General features: G+C 69.6%; 19 protein-coding genes. 11 read left to right on the plus strand and 8 right to left on the minus strand.

The features are described from left to right. Nucleotides 1-61: 61 nt before the first annotated feature. Nucleotides 62-214 carry a hypothetical protein gene (locus tag K9D12_RS07045; RefSeq protein ID WP_165357853.1) on the plus strand — a complete coding sequence of 51 codons (153 nt, stop codon included), beginning with the start codon at nt 62-64 and terminating at the stop codon, nt 212-214. Nucleotides 215-334: 120 nt separating this feature from the next. Here K9D12_RS07045 and K9D12_RS07050 read toward each other — a convergent pair whose 3' ends face one another. Further along, entirely contained in the window at nt 335-1,582 is a 1,248-nt protein-coding gene (locus K9D12_RS07050; RefSeq protein WP_225911029.1) for a glycosyltransferase family 4 protein, read from the minus strand. Nucleotides 1,583-1,703: 121 nt separating this feature from the next. On the opposite strand from K9D12_RS07050, the gene K9D12_RS07055 reads away from it, so the two are divergent. From K9D12_RS07055 to K9D12_RS07065, 3 genes are read left to right on the plus strand one after another with little or no spacing between them, the layout of a single operon-like run. Then, nucleotides 1,704-2,525, plus strand: a complete 822-nt coding sequence (locus K9D12_RS07055) for a class I SAM-dependent methyltransferase (RefSeq protein ID WP_223059796.1) — start codon at nt 1,704-1,706, stop codon at nt 2,523-2,525. Beyond that, a complete protein-coding gene (locus tag K9D12_RS07060; RefSeq protein ID WP_047312738.1) occupies nt 2,522-3,238 on the plus strand; it encodes a class I SAM-dependent methyltransferase in 717 nt (238 codons plus the stop codon). The genes K9D12_RS07055 and K9D12_RS07060 overlap by 4 nt, the downstream gene beginning before the upstream one ends. Next, nucleotides 3,235-6,792 carry an alpha-(1->3)-arabinofuranosyltransferase family protein gene (locus K9D12_RS07065; protein WP_223059797.1) on the plus strand — a complete coding sequence of 1,186 codons (3,558 nt, stop codon included), beginning with the start codon at nt 3,235-3,237 and terminating at the stop codon, nt 6,790-6,792. The genes K9D12_RS07060 and K9D12_RS07065 overlap by 4 nt, the downstream gene beginning before the upstream one ends. Here the strand turns inward: K9D12_RS07065 and K9D12_RS07070 are convergent. Next, nucleotides 6,701-7,780, minus strand: a complete 1,080-nt coding sequence (locus tag K9D12_RS07070; RefSeq protein ID WP_223059798.1) for an acyltransferase — start codon at nt 7,778-7,780, stop codon at nt 6,701-6,703. The genes K9D12_RS07065 and K9D12_RS07070 overlap by 92 nt on opposite strands. Before the next feature lie 73 nt (nt 7,781-7,853). Between K9D12_RS07070 and K9D12_RS07075 the strand changes: the two genes are divergently transcribed. From K9D12_RS07075 to K9D12_RS07095, 5 genes are all read left to right on the plus strand, one after another. Beyond that, complete coding sequence (locus K9D12_RS07075) at nt 7,854-8,957, plus strand: GHMP kinase (protein WP_223059799.1); 1,104 nt, start codon at nt 7,854-7,856, stop codon at nt 8,955-8,957. Continuing rightward, nucleotides 8,957-9,580, plus strand: coding sequence for an SIS domain-containing protein (locus K9D12_RS07080; RefSeq protein WP_223059800.1), 624 nt, complete (start codon nt 8,957-8,959; stop codon nt 9,578-9,580). The genes K9D12_RS07075 and K9D12_RS07080 overlap by 1 nt, the downstream gene beginning before the upstream one ends. A 2-nt stretch (nt 9,581-9,582) precedes the next feature. Next, nucleotides 9,583-10,161 (plus strand): HAD-IIIA family hydrolase, encoded by a 579-nt coding sequence (locus K9D12_RS07085; protein ID WP_223059801.1) that lies wholly within the window; start codon nt 9,583-9,585, stop codon nt 10,159-10,161. 70 nt (nt 10,162-10,231) lie between these two features. After that, a complete protein-coding gene (locus K9D12_RS07090; RefSeq protein ID WP_223059802.1) occupies nt 10,232-11,275 on the plus strand; it encodes a DUF3068 domain-containing protein in 1,044 nt (347 codons plus the stop codon). A 2-nt stretch (nt 11,276-11,277) separates the two neighbouring features. Continuing rightward, nucleotides 11,278-12,264: a UDP-glucuronic acid decarboxylase family protein gene (locus K9D12_RS07095; RefSeq protein ID WP_047312742.1), complete on the plus strand. Its 987-nt coding sequence runs from the start codon at nt 11,278-11,280 to the stop codon at nt 12,262-12,264. A gap of 113 nt (nt 12,265-12,377) precedes the next feature. Here K9D12_RS07095 and K9D12_RS07100 read toward each other — a convergent pair whose 3' ends face one another. Then, nucleotides 12,378-13,214, minus strand: a complete 837-nt coding sequence (locus K9D12_RS07100) for a class I SAM-dependent methyltransferase (protein WP_223059803.1) — start codon at nt 13,212-13,214, stop codon at nt 12,378-12,380. A gap of 391 nt (nt 13,215-13,605) precedes the next feature. Between K9D12_RS07100 and rpsA the strand changes: the two genes are divergently transcribed. Both rpsA and K9D12_RS07110 read left to right on the plus strand, forming a co-directional pair. Further along, entirely contained in the window at nt 13,606-15,105 is a 1,500-nt protein-coding gene (rpsA, locus tag K9D12_RS07105; RefSeq protein ID WP_047312744.1) for a 30S ribosomal protein S1, read from the plus strand. 110 nt (nt 15,106-15,215) lie between these two features. Then, on the plus strand, nt 15,216-15,953 hold the full coding sequence (locus K9D12_RS07110; RefSeq protein WP_223059804.1) for a cobalt-precorrin-6A reductase: 738 nt from the start codon (nt 15,216-15,218) through the stop codon (nt 15,951-15,953). Nucleotides 15,954-15,978: 25 nt separating this feature from the next. Here the strand turns inward: K9D12_RS07110 and cbiB are convergent, their stop codons facing one another. From cbiB to K9D12_RS07135, 5 genes are read right to left on the minus strand one after another with little or no spacing between them, the layout of a single operon-like run. Further along, entirely contained in the window at nt 15,979-16,917 is a 939-nt protein-coding gene (gene cbiB, locus K9D12_RS07115; protein ID WP_223059805.1) for an adenosylcobinamide-phosphate synthase CbiB, read from the minus strand. Next, entirely contained in the window at nt 16,914-17,447 is a 534-nt protein-coding gene (locus tag K9D12_RS07120; RefSeq protein WP_223059818.1) for a bifunctional adenosylcobinamide kinase/adenosylcobinamide-phosphate guanylyltransferase, read from the minus strand. The genes cbiB and K9D12_RS07120 overlap by 4 nt, the downstream gene beginning before the upstream one ends. Further along, the gene (locus K9D12_RS07125) at nt 17,444-18,208 is read right to left on the minus strand and encodes an adenosylcobinamide-GDP ribazoletransferase (RefSeq protein ID WP_225911030.1); all 765 of its coding nucleotides are present in this window, start codon (nt 18,206-18,208) and stop codon (nt 17,444-17,446) included. Before K9D12_RS07125 ends, K9D12_RS07120 begins: the two co-directional genes overlap by 4 nt. Next, nucleotides 18,201-19,190 (minus strand): uroporphyrinogen-III C-methyltransferase, encoded by a 990-nt coding sequence (gene cobA, locus K9D12_RS07130; protein WP_223059806.1) that lies wholly within the window; start codon nt 19,188-19,190, stop codon nt 18,201-18,203. The genes K9D12_RS07125 and cobA overlap by 8 nt, the downstream gene beginning before the upstream one ends. Beyond that, nucleotides 19,187-21,649, minus strand: coding sequence for a cobyrinate a,c-diamide synthase (locus K9D12_RS07135; RefSeq protein WP_370633470.1), 2,463 nt, complete (start codon nt 21,647-21,649; stop codon nt 19,187-19,189). The genes cobA and K9D12_RS07135 overlap by 4 nt, the downstream gene beginning before the upstream one ends. Between the last annotated feature and the right edge of the window lie 11 nt (nt 21,650-21,660).

Consider the following 21,660-nt stretch of genomic DNA (forward strand, 5'->3'; position numbering starts at 1 on the left):
CGTACGGGCGACGCGTCTCACCCGCGAAGTGAGAGCTGGACACAGCGAAAGGCGGTTCACCATGAGCGCGTCCACGAACAAGGCGGCGTACAACGTCGGCGGTGCCATCGTCGGCATCCTTCTCGCCCTTCTGGCGATCTTCGGTCTCATCCAGACCCAGGGCAACCAGGAGCAGTCGCAGAAGTACCAGTCCAAGATCAGCTACGACGGCTGATCCGTTCGGCCGCACGGCCGAACATGCGCGAGGGCGAGGCATCGAAATGCCTCGCCCTCGCGCTGTTGTGTGTGGCCCGCACCGGCTGCCGTCGACGACCGGGGCACCGTGTGCCTGAGATCAGGAGACGCTGACGACGTGCGGCCGCTCGTCCGAAGCGAACGCGTCGCGCTCGACGAGGGCACGCAGGCGCTCGACGTGCAGGGGAGTGTCCGGCGGCTGGGGCGCACGCGGCGCGCGCCCCAGGACGTTCTCGAGCGTGTGGTGCAAGTTCCGGCCGGCGCTGCTCCAGCTGAACGAGCGGGCGTAGCGGCGCGCATTGCGTCCGAGTTCCTCCCGGACATCCGCTCGTTCGAGGAGGACGCGCACGTCGTCGATGAGTTCGTCGGTCGTCGAGGCCAGAGCGCCGGTGCTCGCGTGCTGGATGGACTCACTGGGGCCACCGGCCTGGATGAACGCCAGCGAGGGGGTGCCGTGCAGCCCGGCCTCCACGATCGTCAAGCCCCAGCCCTCCTTGTACGAGGGCATCATGACGAGCCACGACGAGGCGAGCAGCGTGTGCTTGGTCTCCTCGTCGACGAATCCGTGGAAACGGACGGCGTCCTCTACTCCGAGATCGCGGGCGTGCTGGGCGATGTTCTCCTGCCAGTACCCGGAACCGACGACGTTGAGCACGAGCCCGGGGAACTGGGGGCGCAGTCGTGCCACGGTGTCCACAGCGATCTCCACCTGTTTGTGCGGCACGAGGCGGCCCAGCACGGTGATGGACGGCTCGGACGTGCGAGGCACGTCCGCGTAGGAGTCGAGATCGCGCGGGTGGTCGTTGCCGCTGTAGACGAGGTCGATGCGTTCGGCGTCGACGCCGAGTTCCACGAGTTCGGCCCGCGTTGCCTTCGAGACGGTGACGTAGCGGCTCTTGCGGTAGACGAACGGCGCGGCCTTCGACTCGAGGAACCAGCCGAACCTCGCGAGGCGCTCACCGAAGATGCTCGACCACTGGTCGCGGTGCACGTGGTGGACGACGGCGACGACGGGGACGCGGGAGACGATGGGTGACCAGAACGGCACACCGTTCTGCACGTCGATGACGACGTCGTAATCGCGGGAGTGGCGCAGCAGGTGCCACAGCCCCGCCGCGTAGCAGGTGAAGCGGTTGCCGGCGCGCAGGACGCGGACATCACCGTGCATCGTGCGTCGGGCTGCGCCCGGGAAGCGGGCGGTGTGGACCGTCACCTCGTCCCCGAGAGCGCTCATCACCTCGCTCGTGCGCTCGACGAACACCTCGGAGCCGCCGGCTTCGGGGTTCTCGCGGTCGCGCCACGACAGGTACAGCACCCGCATCGGGGCACCTGCGTGCTCGCCGTTCATCCCTGCTCGTCTCCTCGTGCCATTCGTCCGCGACCGTTTCGGGTCGCCCGTTAGAGTAACCGGGAGCCGAACAGGAGGTGTCCCGATTCCCAGGTCTCGATGCGAGGCGTGCGGCCATGCCGTGCAGCCTTGGACGCTCGGCTCATCCGTGCTCGGGCGGTGCACTCGCTGCGGGCACCTCGTGCGCTCCCTCCACGACGCGCCCGCGCGTCACCGTGAGCACGCTTACGGCGGTGACCCGACGCTCGACTCGGCGCGTCTCGCCCTGACCTACCGCACGCTCGTCGCGGACGGCGTACCCGAGTCGGTGTTCGAGATCGGCTTCGGCACCGGTGCTCTGCTGCGTCGCTTCCTCGACGGCGGAGCCAGTGTCGCGGGAGCCGATCCCGACCAGCTCGAACTCGCCGTCGATGACCGTGTGGCCCGCGAGGGATCGCTGCACGCCTGCGGCATCGAGGACGTCACGCCCGACGCCCTGCCCGCCGGCGCCGTCGACATGGCCTACGGCATCCACGTGCTCGAGCACGTCGTCGATCCAGCCCTGACGTTGCAACGCACCCGCGACCTGTTGCGCCCCGGCGGCAGCGCGCACTTCCTCACGCCGGCCGGTGACTGGGCGGGTCTCGGCCTCGTCAAGGACGGCTGGTGGATGCTCGAGGATCCGACACACATCCGCTTCTTCACGGCGAAGTCTCTGAGCACGATGGCGCGGGACGCCGGCTTCGACTCGGTGGAGATCCGCCGCCCCGTCCTCGACTCGCTCGTCCACGGCGCCGCGAGCACGGTTCGCGTGGTGCGCCCGACCGATCGCCCGCGTGGCGTGCTCGCGCAACGCTCGACGATGGCGCTGGCCGCACTCGGTCTGCCCGGGACACTTGCAGCGCGCGCCGCTGTGCCGCGCCTGCGTCCCACGCTCCACCTCGTCGCCAGGGTTGCCTCATGAGCCGCGACCTTCGCCGCAGCGTTCACCTGTTCCGCGCCTTCCTCGTGGAACAGAGCGACCCGGCGCACTTCTACGGTGAGCTGGCTCGAGACTCCGTCGCAGGCATCGCCGAGCACCTCGACCTGGACGGCGCTCACGTCCTCGACGTCGGCGCCGGACCGGCCGAGTTCGCCGAGGCCTTCCGCGAGTCCGGTGCCACTTACGTTCCCCTCGACGCCGACCCCGACGTCGACTCGGTTCGCCACGGTGGCGTCGTCGGGGACGCTGGGCACCTGCCGTTCGCGGACGGCTCGTTCGACGTCGTCTTCAGCTCGAACCTGTGGGAACACGTGCGCACACCGGAGGCCGTCGCCGACGAGATGCTGCGCGTCGTCGCACCCGGCGGGTTGCTCTACATCGCATACACGAACTGGCTCAGCCCGTGGGGAGGCCACGAGACGTCGCCCTGGCACTGGCTCGGCGGAGAGCGTGCCGCTCGGCGGTACGAGCGCAAGCACGGACACCGGCCGAAGAACCTCATCGACGACAGCCTGTTCCGGGTGAGCGTCCGGCAGGGACTCGACTGGGCCGAGGCCGCCCGTGAATCCCGCCGGGCCGATGTTCTCGCCCTGCGTCCGCGCTACTGGCCCGATTGGGCCCGCCCGATCCTGCGGGTGCCGGGCCTTCGGGAGATCGTGACGTGGAACCTGCTCGTCCTCGTGCGCAAGCGGTGAGCGACTCCGCCGTCACGCCCGCCCAGGGAGGACGCCTGCGCCGTTTCCTCGCCGACCCGCTGACGAGCGTCATCGCGGCACTCGGAGTGTTGCCGTGGTTGGTGCAGCCCGGCGTCATCCAACCGGACACGAAGATCGACCTCGTTGCCGCACCGGCCCGCTACCTCGCCCGCTCGCTCGACGCCTGGTCCGGGCATTCGGGGTTCGGCGAACTCCAGAACCAGGCGTACGGCTACCTGTTTCCCATGGGGGCGTTCTTCGCCCTCGCGGACGCGGTGAGCCTGCCCGGGTGGGCTGCGCAACGAGCCTGGTGGACGCTCATGCTCATCGTCGGTGCCTCCGGGGCCGCCCTCTTCGCGCGTCGCGTGCTGGGTGTCGGGACGGCGGCTGCGGCGCTCGCGGGAGTGCTGTACGCGCTGAGTCCGCGGGTACTCAGTCTGCTCGCTCAACTGTCCGTCGAGACGTGGCCCGGGATGGTGATGCCTTGGCTGCTGCTTGCCGTTCACGCCCGCCGTCGTTCCGGCGGACTCTCGTGGCGCCTCTACGTCGGTGTCGTCGGCATGCTGTCCGCCGCCCTCGGCGGGGTCAACGCGACGGCGTCGCTCGTCGCCGTGCTCGGTGCGTTCGTGCTCGCCCTGGTCGTCGGTGGGGAGCGGTTGCGTGAGGATCGGAGCGTCGGTCGTCGCGATCTCGTCGGCGGACTCGCCCTGGGCGCCTTTCTCGGCTGCGCCTGGTGGCTCGGCCCGCTCGTCGTGCTCGGCCGCTACGCCTACCCGTTCCTCGATTACATCGAGACCTCTCGCATCACGACGGCCGTGACGTCCGTGCCGGGCATCCTGCGCGGCGCTTCGGACTGGGTGGCCTACATCATCGACGCCGAAGGCCACCCGGTCTGGCAGAGCGGCTGGGTCGTGGCGCAGGGCACCGCGTCGATCGTCGCGGGCTGCCTGCTCGCCGGGGTCGGCCTTGCAGGGTTGCTCACCGCACGCACCGGAGCGGGTACTCACCGACCGGTCGTGCCCCGAGGTCTCGGTGCCATGGTGCTCGTCGGTGTCGTCGGCATGGGGGTTGCCTACGTCGGCGCCGTGCACGGCCCGTTCGCGTCCACGGCGCGCGACCTCCTCGACGGTCCACTCGCCGCTGCACGCAACGTGCACAAGCTCGACCCTCTCGTGCGACTGCCGCTCGTCATGGGCATCGCCGTCGTGGCCGAGCGGCTGCTCGCGCGCCTGCGGGACCGGGGGGCCTCCGTCACCGACGGTGTCGGGGGAGCCGCGCTGCCGACGCCCGCGGTTCGTTGGGGCGCCACAGCCCTCGCGGTGGCCGTGCTCGCCTCGATGGCACCGTTCTGGCAGGGACGTCTCGGGCACGAACCCGGCGTCACGGCATGGCCGGCCTCGCTGCGCGCCGCGGCGAAGGACATCGACGCCGCGGCCGCGCGCGACGGCGGGTCGACGCTCGTCCTGCCGAGCGCGCGCGCCGCGACCTACGCGTGGGGCACGAGTTCCGACGAACCGCTCGTCGCATTCGCTCAGAGCCCGGTGGCTGTGCGTGCCTCCGCACCGCTCGTTCACCCCGGTGCCCAACGGCTCATGGACGCCGTCGATGCTCGTGTGGCGTCGGGCGACACGGCCGGCGTCGCGAAGGCCCTGCGGCGTGCTGGCGTTGCGCGGATCGTCGTGCGCCACGGCGTCACGCCGGCGCAGCAAACAACCTCGGCGGCCCGATACGTCACGGCCCTGCAGGGATCGCCGGACTTCACCGGCCACCGGGTTCACGGATCGGGGGAAACTCGCTTCGATGTGTTCGACATCGACGCGTCAACCTCGAGCGAGCGGGGCACAAAGGCCATCTCCGTCCTCGGTGGCCCCGAGTCGACTCTCTCGTTGGCCGCCGCGGGTGTCCTGCCCTCGTCGCCGCTCGTGACGGGACGCGGGGGTGGGTGGATCACCGACGACGTCCGCAAGCGCGTTTACAACAACGGTCGCCCGCCGGCGCTCGCCTTCGGGCCGACGTTGACGGCCGGCTCGACCAGAGACGCGCGTCTCGGCAGCAGAGACCTCGACTTCGAGGGGCGAACGGCTTCCCTCATGACGTTGGCTCTCGACGGCGTCACCGCCGTCGAGTCCGAAGATGACGCCTCCGACCCGTTCGGCGACGTGTACCTCGGCCCGGGCACAGGGCCCGCATCAGCACTCGATGCCTCGGACGCCACGGCATGGCTCACGCCCGCCCACGAGGCGACACCGCTCGTTCTGCGGTGGGCGCGCGGCACCTCCGGTGGCACCGTCACCGTGCACGGCACGAGTACCGGCAAGGCCACACTGCGCGGCTTCGAGGTCGTTGCGAACGGCCGCGCCGTCGAAGCCCGGGCGGCGGGCGAACGGGCCTGGAACGTGCCCGTGCCGCGCGGCACGACACAACTCGAACTGCGCCCGAAGGCGTCGGCGCGCGACGAGTCATCGGCCGTCGGCATCAGTTCGATCGATTCCGGAGGAGCAGGGTGGCGGGCCGTCCAGGCTCTGCCGGGACAGGTCGACACGGAGCGCAACGGCGTCCTTCTCACACGTACCCAGCCCTTCGCCGAAGGCAGAGCTCTGCGCTCCGAAGATGACGGCCAGTGGACCCGTCGGCTCACCGTGGCACGTGCTGGAACCATGGGGGTCAACCTGACCTTGAGTGATGGCGGCCATCGCGACGCCGGGAACGTCCTCTCCGTGCGTCAGCGCGACGGCAGTTGGAAGGCCGCCTCGCTCAACGGTTCGTCGGGCTCATTAGCCCTGCCGAAGGGGAAGGTCGACCTCAAGCTTTCACCTGACGTCGAGAGTTTGCGCCTGACGCCCACCGGCGGCGACGCGCGCGCGGCGCTCGGGCTGAGGGACACCGGCGGCAGCAGCACGACTCCGCCTGCGACGACGCACGAGTCCTCCGTGGTGACTCTCGCCTCGACCCAGGGCGCGAACGCGGGATGGAGCTGCGTGGGCGAGGGGACGAGCCCCCTGACCCTCGACGGCTGGCGTCAGGGGTGTGCGGTGTCGTCGACGCCGTCCGCTGCGCAGGCGCCCGAGCTCGCGTTCGCCCCTCAGATGTGGCACCGTGGTGCCCTCCTCGTCGGGGGTTTGGGTGTCCTGATTGCGGCCGTGCTCGCCGGCTGGCCGCGCCGCAACCGTCCCGCTCCTGAGAACACCGAACCGGACGCCGTTGCGATGACCACCGCGGCGGCAGGCCGTACCCGCCTCGGCGTTGCGGCCGGTTGTCTCGTCGTCGGAGCGCTCGCCGTGGCTCTCGCGGGTTGGTGGGCCGTGCCCGCTCTCCTTCTGGCCTTCGGTCTGCCCCGCAGGTGGCGGCCGACAACCGTCGTCGTCGCGCTCGCGTTGACAGGGCCGGTCATGGCGACCCTCGGCGTCGTCGACCGCGCGTCGTCCGGAGCACTCGTCGGTCAGGTGCTCGGTGTGACAGCGCTCAGCGTGTTCGCCGCGGAGCTCCTCGGTGCCCCCAGCGGATGGCGGGCCGTTCGACGAAGCGGCGACTCGCGTCAGCAAGGAACCACGTGACGACGAGCGTCACCGTGAGAACGAGGACGAACGGGGCGTGGAAGATCCGCAGGCCCAGCGAGGCGAAGAGCACCTGGAGCACGACGAGGTGCCAGAGGAAGACGCCGTAGCTCGTCTCGCCGGACGCGAGTGCGAGGCCGGTTGACGAGCGGCGCTGCACCTCGCGAGGCGCGTTCGTCGCCGCCACGAGCCAGGCGCCGGCGACAATCCCGTACAGAATCTCCTTGGCCGCAGCCGCGAAAACCGTCGGTGTCTCCAGACCGATCGGCCCACCGAGCGGGGTGGCGGCCAACAAGTATGCCAGCACGGCGACGAGCAGCGCGTGGCCTGCGGTGAGGCGCGAGGCAATCCCTGGTCGCTGTTCGAGCATCCAAGCCCACCCGATGCCGACGCAGAACCACGCAGCGTGGCCGAGGGCGCTCGTGCCGAGCCACCCCCACGTCGGCGAGCCCTGCGAACTGGCGAACGCCTGGACGAGAACCCCGAAGGCCGCCAAGAGCACCAACACGACCGGGACGGTGCGCCCTGCAGCGCGACGAGGCAGGAGCCACGCGCCGATCACCGGAACGAGGACATAGAAGGTCACCTCGGTCGTCAGGCTCCACGTCTGGGTGAACGCCCGGTAGCTTTCATGGGTGAAACCCTGCAGCAGGAACACGTGCGTGAGCACCTGACGAAGCGAGCCGACCGTGCCGTCGATGACGACGGCAGCGCCGAGAACGGCCACCAGGGCGAGCCAGTACGCGGGCACGATGCGCGCGACGCGGCGCCGGGCGTAGTCCGGGGGAGTCGCACGTCCGGCGCAGTAACCGCGGGTGAGCAGGAAGGCGGAGATCGCGAAGAACACGGCGACGCCGCTGTCGCCTCGCGCCAGCAGGCGCCCAGCACCGTCCACGTTCGCCGCGCCGGTCCAGAAGGCGACGTGGGAGAGCAGGACGAGCAGCGCCGCGACGGCCCGCAGTGGGCCGATGGCGGGAATGCGGCGCATGTCGATCTCCCTCGCACTTACCATCGGGTAACGTGCGGCGCGCACGCATCGGTCGAATGGAGGCTAGCCGCAGATGAAGGCTCATGAGGGGGCAACCCCCACAGGCGACGCCGCACCGGCCGGTCGTGACTGTCTCGATTACCGCAAACCCGTTCTGCGGGCGCGTGCTCCGCTGCGGGTGAGTTTCGCCGGCGGCGGCACGGACGTCGCGCCGTTCCCCGAGCGTGAGGGCGGCTGCGTCCTGTCGGGCACCATCAGCCAGTTCGCCTATTCGACGCTGCGCCCGCGCACCGACGGCCGGATCACTGTCCAGTCGCTCGACTTCGGGTACTCGATCGGATTCGGCGTCGACGACCCCGTGGAGTACAACGGTCAGCTCGACCTGCCCAAGGCCGCCATCGCGCGCATCCGGACGATTCCGGGCGCCCACGCCGTCACGGGCTTCGACCTGTTCCTCCACACCGCAGCGCCGCCCGGGTCGGGTCTCGGCAGCTCGAGCGCCGTCATGGTCTCCGTCATCGGTCTCGTCGCGCAGCACTGCGGCCTCGACCTCACCGAGTACGAGATCGCCGAACTCGCCTACCGCCTCGAGCGTGAGGACCTCGGCATCCCCGGTGGTTCGCAGGACCAGTACGCCGCAGCGTTCGGCGGCTTCAACTTCATCGAGTTCGCCGGCGACCAGGTCGTCGTCAATCCGTTGCGCGTGCGCGAATCGACGGTGCACGAGCTCGAGCACAACATGCTGCTCGCCTTCACAGGTCAGACGCGCGTGAGCGACCACATCATCGAGGACCAGCGCAGCCGGTACGAGACGGGCAACGCGACCGCGCTCGAAGGCCTGCGGGCTCAGAAGGAACTCGCGGCGCAGATGAAGATCGCGCTCGTGCGCGGTGAGGTCGACACGATCGGCCACCTCCTCGGCGAAGCGTGGCGTGAGAAGCAGAAGATGTCGGAGCGCATCACGACGCCGCTCATCGACGAGGCGATGAAGCGTGCCCTCGCGAGCGGTGCCCTCGGAGGCAAGGTCACCGGCGCCGGCGGAGGCGGCCACATGGTCTTCGTCTGCGAGTTCGAGCGTCGCCACCTCGTCGCCCAGGAACTCATCGACCTCGGCCTCACCGTCTCCGAGCCGATCTTCAGCCGCGACGGCGTCACGACCTGGAGAGGAGAGAACTGATGGCTCACCCGATCGAGGACGTCGCGCCCGACGCCATTGGCGCCGCGACGACCGCGCAGCTCGACGCCGGCATCGACGCCTGGCTGCACCTCGCCGAGGCGCTGCGGGAGCCCGAACTCTCGGCCCAAGTTCGCGCCGCCGGCGAGGCCCTCGTCAGTTCGCTCGCCGCAGGCGGCAAAGTGCTCGTCGCCGGCAACGGAGGGTCTGCAGCGATCGCGTCCCACGTCGCGGCCGAGTTCATCGGCAAGTGCATCCACGACCGGGCGCCGCTTCCTGCGGTCAACCTGGCCGAGAGCCTGTCGTCGATCACTGCCATCGGCAACGACTACGGCTACGAGCACGTCTTCGACCGCGGTGTTCGCGCGCTCGCGCGCCCCGGTGACGTCTACCTCGCGATGTCGACGAGCGGTCGCAGCGCCAACATCGTGCAGTCCGTCGCGACGGCGCGGGAGATGGGCGTGACGACGATCGCGATGACCGGGGTGGGCGGTGAGCACCTGCGGGACGCCGTCGACCACCTCCTCGTCGTGCCGAGCGTGGAGACGCCCCGCATCCAGGAGGTCCACATGCTGTGGGCCCACGCCTGGTGCGAGGCTGTCGACGTCCTCAGCCAGCGCTCCTGACCGTGACGCCGACGCGGGAGTGGCTCTGCGGCCTCGCCCACGAGCCGTTGCCTCCACCACCCGTCACCGGGGGTCTCGACGCCGTGCTGCTCGACCGTGACGGCACGCTCAACGTTCTGGGGCCCGGCTATCGCACACTCGGCGACTTCGAGTTGCTCCCCGGCGCTGCCGAGTCCGTGGCACGGCTCAACACCCTCGGGGTGCCGGTGGTCCTCGTGACGAACCAGCGCGGGATCTCGACAGGCGCGCTCACCTGGGACGCACTGACAACCGTCCACGCGCACCTCGTCGAGCAGTTGGCAGCCGAGGGCGCGCACCTCGACGACATCCGCCTGTGCCCGCATGCCTCGGGGGAGTGCACCTGCCGTAAGCCGTCGCCCGGCCTCATCGACGCCGTGGTGGCCGAGAACCGCTGGATCGGGCGGAAGCGAACCCTCTTCATCGGCGATGCGGAGTCCGACGAAGAGGCTGCGAAAGCCGCCGGTGTCCACTTTCTCGGCGTGGCGAGTGACGTGGGTCTCATCGACGTGGTGGACTCTGTTCTGACGCTGTGGGAACGTCCGAGGTCATCTACTTCGTGAATCGGGTCACACGAGGGGCTCCGAAGGTGTTACCGTCGCGTAAGTTTTTTCGTTCCCCTAGGAGGATCCAGTGCGCAAGGCTGCTGTGATGATCGGATTCGGGGCGTTCTTCCTCACGATGGCGCTCCTCATGCGGTTCTACGCCTACCCCAAACTCGCGGTCGTTCCGCTCAACCAGAACACACAGCAGACCGTGGCTGACGACAACGCGAAGTACTTCGACGCCGACAAGGTGAAGGCCGGCAGCGGCAAGATCGTCACCAAGGCAACCGTCGTGGCAGACAAGGCCGCGAGCGAGAAGGTCTCGAAGGAGCTCGGTCGCGACGTCGTCGTCATCGACCAGTGGCAGTCCACCGACAACTTCGACGACAAGGGCCAGATGAAGGCCCCGCCGATGAGTGCCACGACGCAGCGGGTCGCCATCGACCGCTCCACGGGCGAAGCCGTCAAGTGGGACGGTAACGAGCTCAACGGCAAGCCGGTCGACATCAAGGGCCAGACGATCAAGTTCCCCTTCCAGGTCGACAAGGACGCCAAGTACGAGTACTGGGACACGACGCTTGCCAAGGCCATCCCCGTGAAGTTCGCGGGCGAGGACAAGATCAACGGCATGAAGACGTACAAGTTCACGCAGTCGGTCCCGAAGACGACGTTCACCAAGATGGACGTCCCCGGCGAGATCTTCGGTCTCGAAAAGGGCAAGCAGGCGGCCGACCGTACGTACGCCAACGAGCGCACCCTCTGGGTCGACCCGGTGACCGGCGTCATGATGAAGCTTCAGGAGAAGCAGAAGCAGACGCTCGAGCTGGAGGGCCAGGAGCCCGTCAACGCGATGGACACGACCTCCACGATGACGCCGGAGACGGTGGCCAAGAACGTCGACGAGTACAAGTCGAAGGGCAGCCAGCTCAACATTCTGCGTAACTGGGCGCCGCTCGTGCTCGGCCTGCTGGGTCTGCTCGCGCTGGTCCTGGGTCTCATCGTGTCGATGCGTTCGCGCCGCTCGGTCGGTGCCCACGCCGAGGAGCGTCGCGACGACTACCGTGACGGCAACGGGAACGACAACGCCAACATGGTGTTCGGTGACCGCCGCGACGACGGGGTTCAGTACTGACCATGCGCGTCGTCATCACCGGCGGGGCAGGGTTTCTCGGCTCACACCTGGGCGAGACCCTGCTCCGCCGGGGTCATTCAGTGGTGGCCGTCGACAACTTCGTCACCGGCCGCGCCACCAACGTCGCCCACCTCGTGGGTGATCGCTTCACTCTTGTCGAGCACGACGTGACGGAACCGTTCGACATCGACGGCGACGTCGACGGCGTCCTGCACTTCGCCTCGCCCGCCTCTCCGGTCGACTATCTCAAGATGCCGATCGAGACGCTGCGCGTCGGGTCGATGGGTACGCAGAACGCGCTCGAGCTGGCTCAACGCAAGGGCGCGAGGCTCGTTCTCGCGTCGACGTCCGAGGTCTACGGTGACCCGCAGGTTCACCCGCAGCCCGAGACGTACTGGGGGCACGTCAACCCGGTGGGTCCGCGCGGCGTCTACGACGAGGCCAAGCGGTACGCCGAGGCTCTCGTTCTCGCTTACCGCGACAACCGTGGGGTCGATGCGTCGATCGTTCGCATCTTCAACACGTTCGGTCCGCGCATGCGCCCCAACGACGGTCGAGCCATCCCGAACTTCGTGCGTCAGGCGCTGGCCGGTGAACCGGTGACGGTGAGCGGCGACGGTAGCCAGACCCGTTCGATCTGCTACGTGGACGACCTCGTCGACGGCATCCTTGCGATGCTGCTCGAGACGCACGACCCGGGCCCGGTCAACATCGGCAACCCGCACGAGATCTCGATGCGTGACCTCGCGCAGTGGATCATCGACCTCACGGGTACCTCGTCCGAGATTCAGTACATCGCCCGCCCGACGGACGACCCGACGGTGCGCCGTCCGGACACGACGAAGGCGCAGGCGCTCCTCGGCTGGTCGCCGAAGGTGAGCGTCGAGACGGGCCTGGAGCGCACCATCGCCTGGTTCCGCGAGCACCCCGAGGCCGACGAAGGGCACGTCCTCACGGCGGGGGAGACCGAGCACATCCTCAACCGCTGAGAACACGAACGAGAGGGCCGATCACGTGAGCACGTGGTCGGCCCTCTCGTTATCCGTCGGCCTTGCGGACGTCTCCAGGGGCCTGTGGCCGCCCTTGTTCGAGGCGAGCATCTTCAGGTGCGGGGCTTTCGCCCGGTGAGGACGAGCGTGCCGGGCACGAGATTTCCTCGGAGGGGGCTCCAGCCGCCCCACGTCTGGTTGTTCGCCTCCTTCCACGGCAACTCGCGCAGCTGTTCGAGGACGAGCCCGGCGCCGAGCAGCTCCGCCACGCGGGCTTCGAGGGTGCGGTGGTGCTCGGCGTACAGCACTCGCTCGCCGCGCGCCTCGGCGTAGGGCGTCGTGTCGAAGTAGGAGTACGTGACGAGAAGGCCGCTCTCGTCGGGCACGTCGGGAAGCGTCCAGCGGAGAGGGTGCGTCGTGGAAAAGGCGACGAGGCCGCCGGGCTTCGTCACGCGGGCGAGTTCGCGCATGAGGGCAGCCGTGTCGGCGATGAACGGAACGGCGCCGAAGGCGGAGAACACGACGTCGAACGCGTCGTCGGCGAAGGGCAGGCACGACGCGTCACACTGCGCGAGAGCCGGCCCGGTGTGGTTCGGCACGGACGCCGCTCGCCGGGTGTCATCGATGTGTGCGCCCTGGCGCAGCATGCCCAGGGACAGGTCGGTGGCGACGACCCGCGCTCCCTGGCCGGCGCACCAACGTCCGGCCTGTGCTGCTCCCGAGCCGAACTCGAGCACGTCACGTCCGTCGAGGCAGCCCTCCGGGCCCAGAATGCGCAGCTCCGCCTCGGTCCACCCCTCCGGACCCCAGACGAGCTCGGCGTCACCGAGGAAAGCGCCGTGCTCGGCCAGGTACTCGTCGGCCTCGCCGTCCCACCAGGCGCGATTGGCCCGGGTGCTCTCTTGCCCCGATACGGTGAAGCGACCGGCGCGGTCGGGCGTCTCGTTCATGGTCCCGACGCTACCGGGAGGGGCACCCCGTCCGTCGTCACGGCCCCGCGGAATGACGCGGCGATGAGCATCCAGCGCGTTCCCAGGCCCGGTTTGGGTGACGGTGCGCCGTTCGATAGGATGGAGGCGCGTATCGCTGTGGTTTCGTGCCCGATCACGTTGGATCCGACCCGATCTGCGCTCACAAGGCTGTCACAGGCCGAAGGACCGCGCAGTGGGAACGACCAGGCGACCGAAGGCGAGACGCTCGAGAATCACAACGCGCGGATGCTTCCTACGGCCGTGCACCGTGAGTTTCGAGTGCGATACCTAGCTTGTCCTGTCCGCTCAGGGCGTGCGCCTTCCGGCTGTGCGTCCTCCCGAATTGCCCACCGAAAGTTACTTCTTACACATGACTTCCACTACGACCTCCCAGATCGCTGTCAACGACATCGGTTCGGAGGAAGAGCTGCTCGCCGCCATCGACGCGACGATCAAGCACTTCAACGACGGTGACATCGTCGAAGGTGTCATCGTCAAGGTTGACCGCGACGAGGTTCTCCTCGACATCGGTTACAAGACCGAGGGTGTCATCCCCTCGCGCGAGCTCTCGATCAAGCACGACGTCGACCCCGGTGAGGTCGTCAACGTCGGTGACGAGGTCGAAGCCCTCGTTCTCCAGAAGGAGGACAAGGAAGGCCGCCTCATCCTGTCCAAGAAGCGTGCGCAGTACGAGCGCGCCTGGGGCACGATCGAGAAGATCAAGGAAGACGACGGCGTCGTCACCGGTACGGTCATCGAGGTCGTCAAGGGTGGTCTCATCCTCGACATCGGCCTGCGCGGCTTCCTCCCGGCTTCGCTCGTGGAGATGCGTCGCGTCCGCGACCTCCAGCCGTACGTCGGCAAGGAGATCGAGGCCAAGATCATCGAGCTCGACAAGAACCGCAACAACGTCGTTCTGTCGCGTCGCGCGTGGCTCGAGCAGACCCAGTCCGAGGTCCGCACCACGTTCCTCAAGGAGCTGCAGAAGGGCCAGGTGCGCTCCGGCGTCGTCTCGTCCATCGTCAACTTCGGTGCGTTCGTCGACCTCGGTGGCGTCGACGGTCTCGTTCACGTCTCCGAGCTGTCCTGGAAGCACATCGACCACCCGTCCGAGGTCGTCGAGGTCGGCCAGGAAGTCACCGTCGAGGTTCTCGACGTCGACATGGACCGCGAGCGCGTCTCCCTCTCGCTCAAGGCGACGCAGGAAGACCCGTGGCAGCACTTCGCTCGCACGCACGCCATCGGCCAGGTCGTGCCGGGCAAGGTCACGAAGCTCGTTCCGTTCGGTGCGTTCGTTCGCGTCGAGGACGGCATCGAGGGCCTCGTCCACATCTCCGAGCTCGCTGAGCGTCACGTGGAGCTGCCGGAGCAGGTCGTCACGGTCGGTTCCGACATCTTCGTCAAGGTGATCGACATCGACCTCGAGCGTCGTCGCATCTCGCTGTCCCTCAAGCAGGCCAACGAGGACGGCGCGGCGGCTGCCGAGTTCGACCCGACGCTGTACGGCATGGCTGCCGAGTACGACGAGCAGGGTAACTACAAGTACCCCGAGGGCTTCGACCCGGAGACCAACGAGTGGCTCGAGGGCTACGAGGCTCAGCGCGAGAAGTGGGAGAAGCAGTACGCGGACGCCCACGCTCGCTGGGAGGCTCACCAGGCTCAGATCGAGCAGGCGCGCAAGGACGACGCCGAGGCTGCTGCCTCCGGTGAGACGGCCCCGACGTCCTACAGCTCGAGCGCTTCCTCCTCGTCCTCGACGTCTTCGTCGTCCTCCTCGTCCAGCTCGTCCTCGAGCTCGACGCCGGCCGAGGGCACACTGGCTTCCGACGAGGCTCTCGCCGCTCTGCGCGAGAAGCTCACGGGCAACTGATCCCACCGGTGACGCGCAGTCGCGTCACCACGGATCATCCGAGAAGGCCCCGTTCGACCTCACGGTCGGGCGGGGCCTTCCGCATGCCCGCGGGGTCGTAGGGTTGCGGGGTGAACGAACCGAAGGTGCTCGTGCTCGGGGGCACGGCCGAAGCGCGCGACCTGGCTTCCTCGCTCACCGGGGCTGGTGTGGGCGTGCTCTCCTCGCTGGCTGGCCGCGTGTCACGGCCACGGTTGCCCGTGGGCCCGGTGCGGATCGGCGGTTTCGGTGGAGCTGACGGGCTGGCGGCGTACCTGCATGACGGCGGTTTCACCCACCTGGTCGTGGCCACACATCCGTTCGCAACACGGTTGGCGGAGAACGCTCGCGAGGCTGCCGCTTCGGTCGCGGTGCCCGTTGTCAGGCTCGCCCGACCGGGGTGGGAGGGGCACCCTGATGCCGGAACGTGGACGTGGGCGGACGGCTACGACGCCGCCCGCACCGCAGCAGAAGGCCTGGGCGAACGCCCGTTCCTTACAACGGGGCGTCAGACGCTCACTCACTTCGTGCCATGGGCGAATCGCGACGTCCTCGTGCGGGTTGTCGAACCGCTCGAGGCGCCCCCGAGTCGGTGGACGGTCGTGCTCGACCGTGGTCCGTACGACGTCGAGGGCGAACGCGTGCTCATGCGCGAGCACGGCATCGACGTCCTGCTGACGAAGGATTCGGGCGGCCGGTACACCGAGGCCAAGCTCACGGCCGCGCGGGAGCTGGGCGTTCGGGTCGTCGTCGTCAGGCGACCCGCATCACCGGCCGGGATGCGCGAACTCGACGACGCAGCAGCGGTCGTGCGGTGGGTGAACGACTAGGGCTAGCTTGCTCGTGCCCGAGGTTCTACCGGCGTCGAAGCCGTCCACCCATGGCGGTCGCGGTCACTGCGGCCCCGAGGACGACGAGGCCGACCTGTCGCGTCAGCGTTGCCGCGCGCCGGATGTCACGGACGGACACGGGACGACCGTCGCCCAGCTGACCGCGGTCTTCCACGCGGTCGCCATAGGTGGTGAGCCCCCCGAGCTGCACACCGAGGGCGTACGCCGCAGCCGCTTCCACGGGGCCGGCGTTGGGGCTGGGGTGCCGCGCGCCGTCGCGGGACGCGCCGGTGAGCACGCGCCGCGCGGCACTCGTCCCGTCGGTTGCACCTACGACGGCAGCCGTCGCGAGCAAGCTGACCCGCGCCGGCAGCCAGTTGAGGACGTCGTCGAGGCGGGCGGCGGCCCAGCCGAAGTCCGCGTAGCGCTCGGACCGGTGTCCGACCATGGCGTCGAGCGTGTTGACGCAGCGGTGGAGCACGATTCCGGGAGCGCCCGCGAGAGCACCCCAGACGAGCGTGGCTGCCACGGCGTCCGACTGGTTCTCGGCAAGCGATTCGACGACGGCGCGGGCGAGGTCGGGGGCCTCCAGCGCACTCGTGTCCCGGCCCACGAGTGACCGGATCCGCTGGCGGGCGCCTTCGAGTTCGCCTTCGAAGAGCAACTCGTGCACGGCGAGCGCCTCGCGTTCGAGACTGCGGCCTCCGAGGGCGGCCCATGTGAACCCGGCGGTGACGAGCGTGCGCGAGGCGGGCAGGTGGGTCGCGAGCACCGCCAGCCCCACCCACGGGGCCGTCGTCACGACGACGAAGCAGGTGCCGCGCGTCCGGCTGGGTGCGTAGAGCTGCCGCTCACACGCCAGAGCCCACGTCCCGAAGCCCGCCACAGGGTGGCCACGCTGTGGGTCGCCGAGCAGGCGGTCGGCACCGTAACCGAGGAGAAGTCCGAGCGCGCGTGCGTTCATCGGTGTGCGTCCTTGATGACGAGGGGGCAGCCCGCGACCACGAGGACGACCTCGTCACAGGCAGTGGCGATGCGTTGGTTGAGCCGGCCGAGTTCGTCGGCGAACAGTCGGCCGGAGGCGTACGGAGAGACGAGGCCGAAGCCGACTTCGTTCGTCACGATGACGAGATCGTCCTCGTAGTTCGCGATGGCGTCGACGAGAGACTCACTCGCGCCGCGGTACGCCGTCTGCCATCCGCGCCGCGGTGTCTCGTCGTTCCAGGCGTCGAGGGCGTCGAGCGTGCGCGAGAGCCAGTTGCCGACGTCATCGAGCAGGATCGGGCCGGTTGTCGCGACGAGGGCCGACGGAACATCAAGAGTTTCGAGCGTCCGCCACGAAGCCGGTCGTCGCTCCTGGTGGAGCCGTACCCGCTCCTGCCAGTCGGCGTCGTCGCGGGGTGCGCCGGTGGCCAGGTACGTTGCGTCGGCGAGGAGGCCCTCGGCGTAGGTCGACTTGCCCGAGCGAACGCCTCCCGTGATGAGCGTCTTCATCGCCACGCTCCGGAGGCGAGCACGACGAGGAGGGCCGCGGTGGCGAGTTCGACGGCCGCGCCGAACACGTCGCCGGTGATACCGCCGAAACTGCGACGACACAGAATGACCAGAGCGTTCACCACGACGACGGCAACGGCGGCTGCGACGCACGCTCCGATCGGCTGCAGGCCGGAGAGAGCCGCGACCCCGGCCAGCGCGAGAGCGACGAGCGCGACGGCGAGGGCAGCGACGGCGGGGGAAACGGTGCGCGTCATGAGGGCGCCCATTCCTCCGGTTGTCGCGGGCGACGGGCCCGCGGCGAGGGCCGTACACGCGGCCCTCCCGGCGCACCACGCGGCGCCGATGACAACGGGATGATCGACGAGCGCCGCCACACTGGCGGCCTCCAGACCCAGCACCACGACGAGGGCGACCGCGCCCATGGGGCCCACGTCGCCTCGCTTCATGACGGCGAGCGCCCGCTCGCGATCCCATCCGGCGCCGAGACCGTCGGCAGTGTCGGCGAGTCCGTCGAGGTGCATGCAGCGGGTGAGCAAAGCGGAGACAGCCACAGCGAGGAACCCGACGACGAGCGGACTGAGTTGCGCGAGATCGGCGGCCCACACCGTGAGGCCGACGCCCACCGCCACCGGGAGAGCCGCCACCGGTGCGAGCGTCATGGCGACGCGTGCCGTGGGACGGGAGATGTCGACCTCTCCGACGGGAACGACGCTCAGGGTGCCCATGGCCAGTCGCAAACCCGCGAGGAGGTTAGCCATCAGCGCCTCCCAAAGCCGTGACGACATCGCCGATCACCGTGATGGCCGGCGGCTCGAGCCCGCCTCGCGCCACGGCGTCGGCAAGATCGGCGAGCGGTGTGACGACGTGTCGTTGCGTCGGTGTCGCACCGTCGGCGATGCAGGCCGCCGGCGTGGTTGGTGCCAGGCCGTGGCGTTGGAGCTCGCCGGCGATCGCCCGCAGGTTGGCCACGCCCATGAGCACGACGATCGTCAGCCCGCCGGTGGCGAGTGAGCGCCAGTCGACGGTGCAGCGCGGGTCGCCGGGCGGCACGTGGCCGCTGACGACGCTGAAGCCCTGCGTGAGGCTGCGATGGGTGAGCGGGATGCCTGCGAGCGCCGGAACCGCGACCGCGGAGGTCACGCCGGGGACGAGCATCACCGGGACGCCGGCGTCGGCGCAGGCGAGCCACTCCTCGCCGCCGCGGCCGAAGACGAAGTTGTCGCCGCCCTTGAGGCGGACGACCTGCTTGCCTTCGCGGGCGCGCTCCACGAGGAGGGCGTTGATCGTCTCCTGCGGCGTGAATTCCCCGCGCGGGATCTTGCCGACGTTGACGAGTTCGGCGTCCGGCCGGGCGTGCGCAAGTGAGGCCAAGGGCGCGAGCCGGTCGTAGACGACGACATCGGCCTGCTTGACGGCCTCGAGCCCAGCCACGGTGAGCAGCCCGGGATCGCCTGGCCCGCCCCCGACGAGGACCACCGCCCCCGTTGCGTTCCGAGCGGAACTGCCCGAACTTCGGGCGTCGGGCGCAACACCCTTCAGGTGCGCGGACGCGTCGACGACGAGGGCATACGCGAAGGGGTCCGGCTCCTCGACATGGGTGAGCTGGCCCCGCGCAGCCAGATCCTCCGTGACGGCGGACCGTTCCTGCGTGGGAACGTCGACCCGAAAGCCCCGTTCTGCGAGGTCGGCGACGACAACCCCGACGCGCTCGTCGGTGCGATGGACAAGAGCTTGCTTCATGACCTGGGCTCCCTCGGGTCCGCCTCGCCGGTTCGCTGGAGGACTCGCCCGAGGGCGGCGAGGAGGGCGTCCGTCGTCAGCGGGTCACGCACAGCGAGTCGGATCCATTCGGGCCCGAGGCCGGGAAAGGTCTCGCAACGCCGTGTGGCGAAACCCTCCTCTCGCAGTCGTGCGTGGACGCCCGTTCCCACCTCGACCGTGACGAACGGTGCGCGGGACGGCAAGGGGTCCAGACCGAGCGCGCGTAGTCCGTCGACGAGGTGTTCGCGCCACTGCTCGGTCTCGACAGCCCACTCAGCCACCTGGCGCAGGGCGCTTGGTGACGTCGTGAAGATCGCGGCCTCGGCCGCGAGCGTGTTGACCGACCAGTGCGGTTGGGCGTGAGAACACAGGGCGACGAGCTCGGTGTCGCCGACGAGGTAGCCGGCGCGCAGGCCGGCGATCGACCAGGTCTTCGTCAGCGAGCGGACGACAAGCAGGCCCTCGACGTCGTCGACGGGTCCGTTGAGGAGCGAGGCGTGCTCGCCGGGCACGAGATCCATGAACGCCTCGTCGACGACGAGGATCCGGCCCGGTCGGCGCAGGGCGAGAAGCTCGGCCCGGGAGTGAAGCGCACCCGTGGGGTTCGTCGGGTTCCCGACGACGACGAGGTCGGCGTCATCCGGAACGCTGTCGAGGCTCTCGCCGAGCCACGTTCGCACGATGTGAGGTCTCGGCCGATGGCCTGCGCGCTTCAGGGCGGCGTCGGGCTCGCTGAACTGGGGGTGAACCACGAGGGGCGTGTCGAACTCGAGACCGCGCGAGATGAGGGTGAAGGCCTCCGCCGCACCGTTCGTCAGCAGCACCTGATGCGGCGCGACCCCGTGACGCGCTGCGACGGCGTCCCGGGCGGCGTCGGCACGGGGGTACGCCGCGAGGCCGGAGAGATTGGAGGCGAGGTGCCGCGTGAGGTCGGCGGGTGGCTGCGCGGCGCGGACGTTGACGGCGAAGTCGATCAGTGCCTCGTCCAGCTCGTCGTCGCCGTGGAAGAGCGTGGGGTTGCCGACCGGCGTTTCCCCGGAGAAGAAGCTTCGTCCGTGGGCGCCGGGCGCAGACGGAGCCTGCGGGCCGGCGTGAACGGCGTCCGCGAACGTGACGGCCCGCTCCGGCGCTCCGGCCCAGTGCGTGTGGAGGTAGGACGCGTGAACGGTGGGGTGCCCGGCGCCCGCGGGGTCGAGCGCGAATCCCTCGGCAGCACCGTCGAACTCCCAGGCGGGCTGCCCGCCCGTACGGGGCTCGGTGACGGTGCGGTGGAACTCGTGGCCGCGCACGGGCGGGTTGTCCGGGAAGGCTGGGTCGATCGCCTCGCGGTAGCCGAGGGTGAGGCGCGGGCTCATCGTCGCGCGCGCCTCGATGACGTCGGCGAAGCGGTGTCCGTCGACCTCGGCGAGGAGGTAGAGCATGCCCGCGCACTCAGCGACGGTCGGTACCCCCGCGCGGACAGCCGCGGCAACGTGATTGAGCAGCGATCGGTTCTTCGCGAGCGCCGCAGCGTGTACTTCCGGGAAGCCGCCGCCGAGGTAGAGGCCACGCGTGCCCTCGGGGAGGGCCTCGTCCGTCACGGGATCGAAGACGACGGGTTCGAGGCCCTGGGCGCGCAGCAGCTCGTCGGTCTCGGCGTAGCGGAATGTGAAGGCGCGGCCGCCGGCGACGGCCACCCTGGGCCGTTCGTCACCGGGCGTGAGCTGACGCGCGGGTGGCGTCCACGGTATCGCCTCGAGCGGCGCCGCGGCGCGGGCCACCTCGAGCAGCGCATCGAGGTCGATGTGCTCTGCGGTGGCACGCGTGAGGTGGTCGAGCGTGGCGCGGGCGTCCGCGCTCTCCGCGGCGGGCACGAGTCCGAGATGGCGGGACGGAACGCTGACGCCTGCGTCGCGCGGCATGGAACCGAGCACACGGATGTCGGCCTCGGCGCAGGCCCGGCGCACTTCGTCGGCGTGCCGCGGCGACCCGGCCTTGTTGAGGATGACGCCCGCGACGTCGAGGCGCGGGTCGAACGAGCGCAGCCCGTGAACGACAGCCGCAACGCTCCGGCTCGCCGAGGAGATGTCGACGACGAGGACGACAGGCGACTGTGTGAGCCGAGCGACGTGAGCCGTCGAGGCGAAACCGTCCGTGCCGAGTCGACCGTCGAAAAGGCCCATGACACCTTCGATGACGGCAACGTCCGCAGGGTCCTGCTGGTGGGCCCCGGCGAGCAGAAGCGGCGCGATGCGTTCCTCACCCTGCATCCACGGATCGAGGTTGCGCCCGACGCGCCCCGTGGCGAGCGCGTGGTAGCCGGGGTCGATGAAGTCCGGGCCGACCTTGGCCGGCGCCACGTTCAACCCGCGCGCGGCCAGCGCGGCCATGACACCGACGCTGACCGTCGTCTTGCCCTGCCCCGACGAGGGCGCAGCGAGGACGACGCGAGGGAGCACGTGTGAGTCGC

The organism is Dermacoccus sp. Tok2021 (assembly GCF_019895135.1).
Classification (GTDB): domain Bacteria; phylum Actinomycetota; class Actinomycetes; order Actinomycetales; family Dermatophilaceae; genus Dermacoccus; species Dermacoccus abyssi.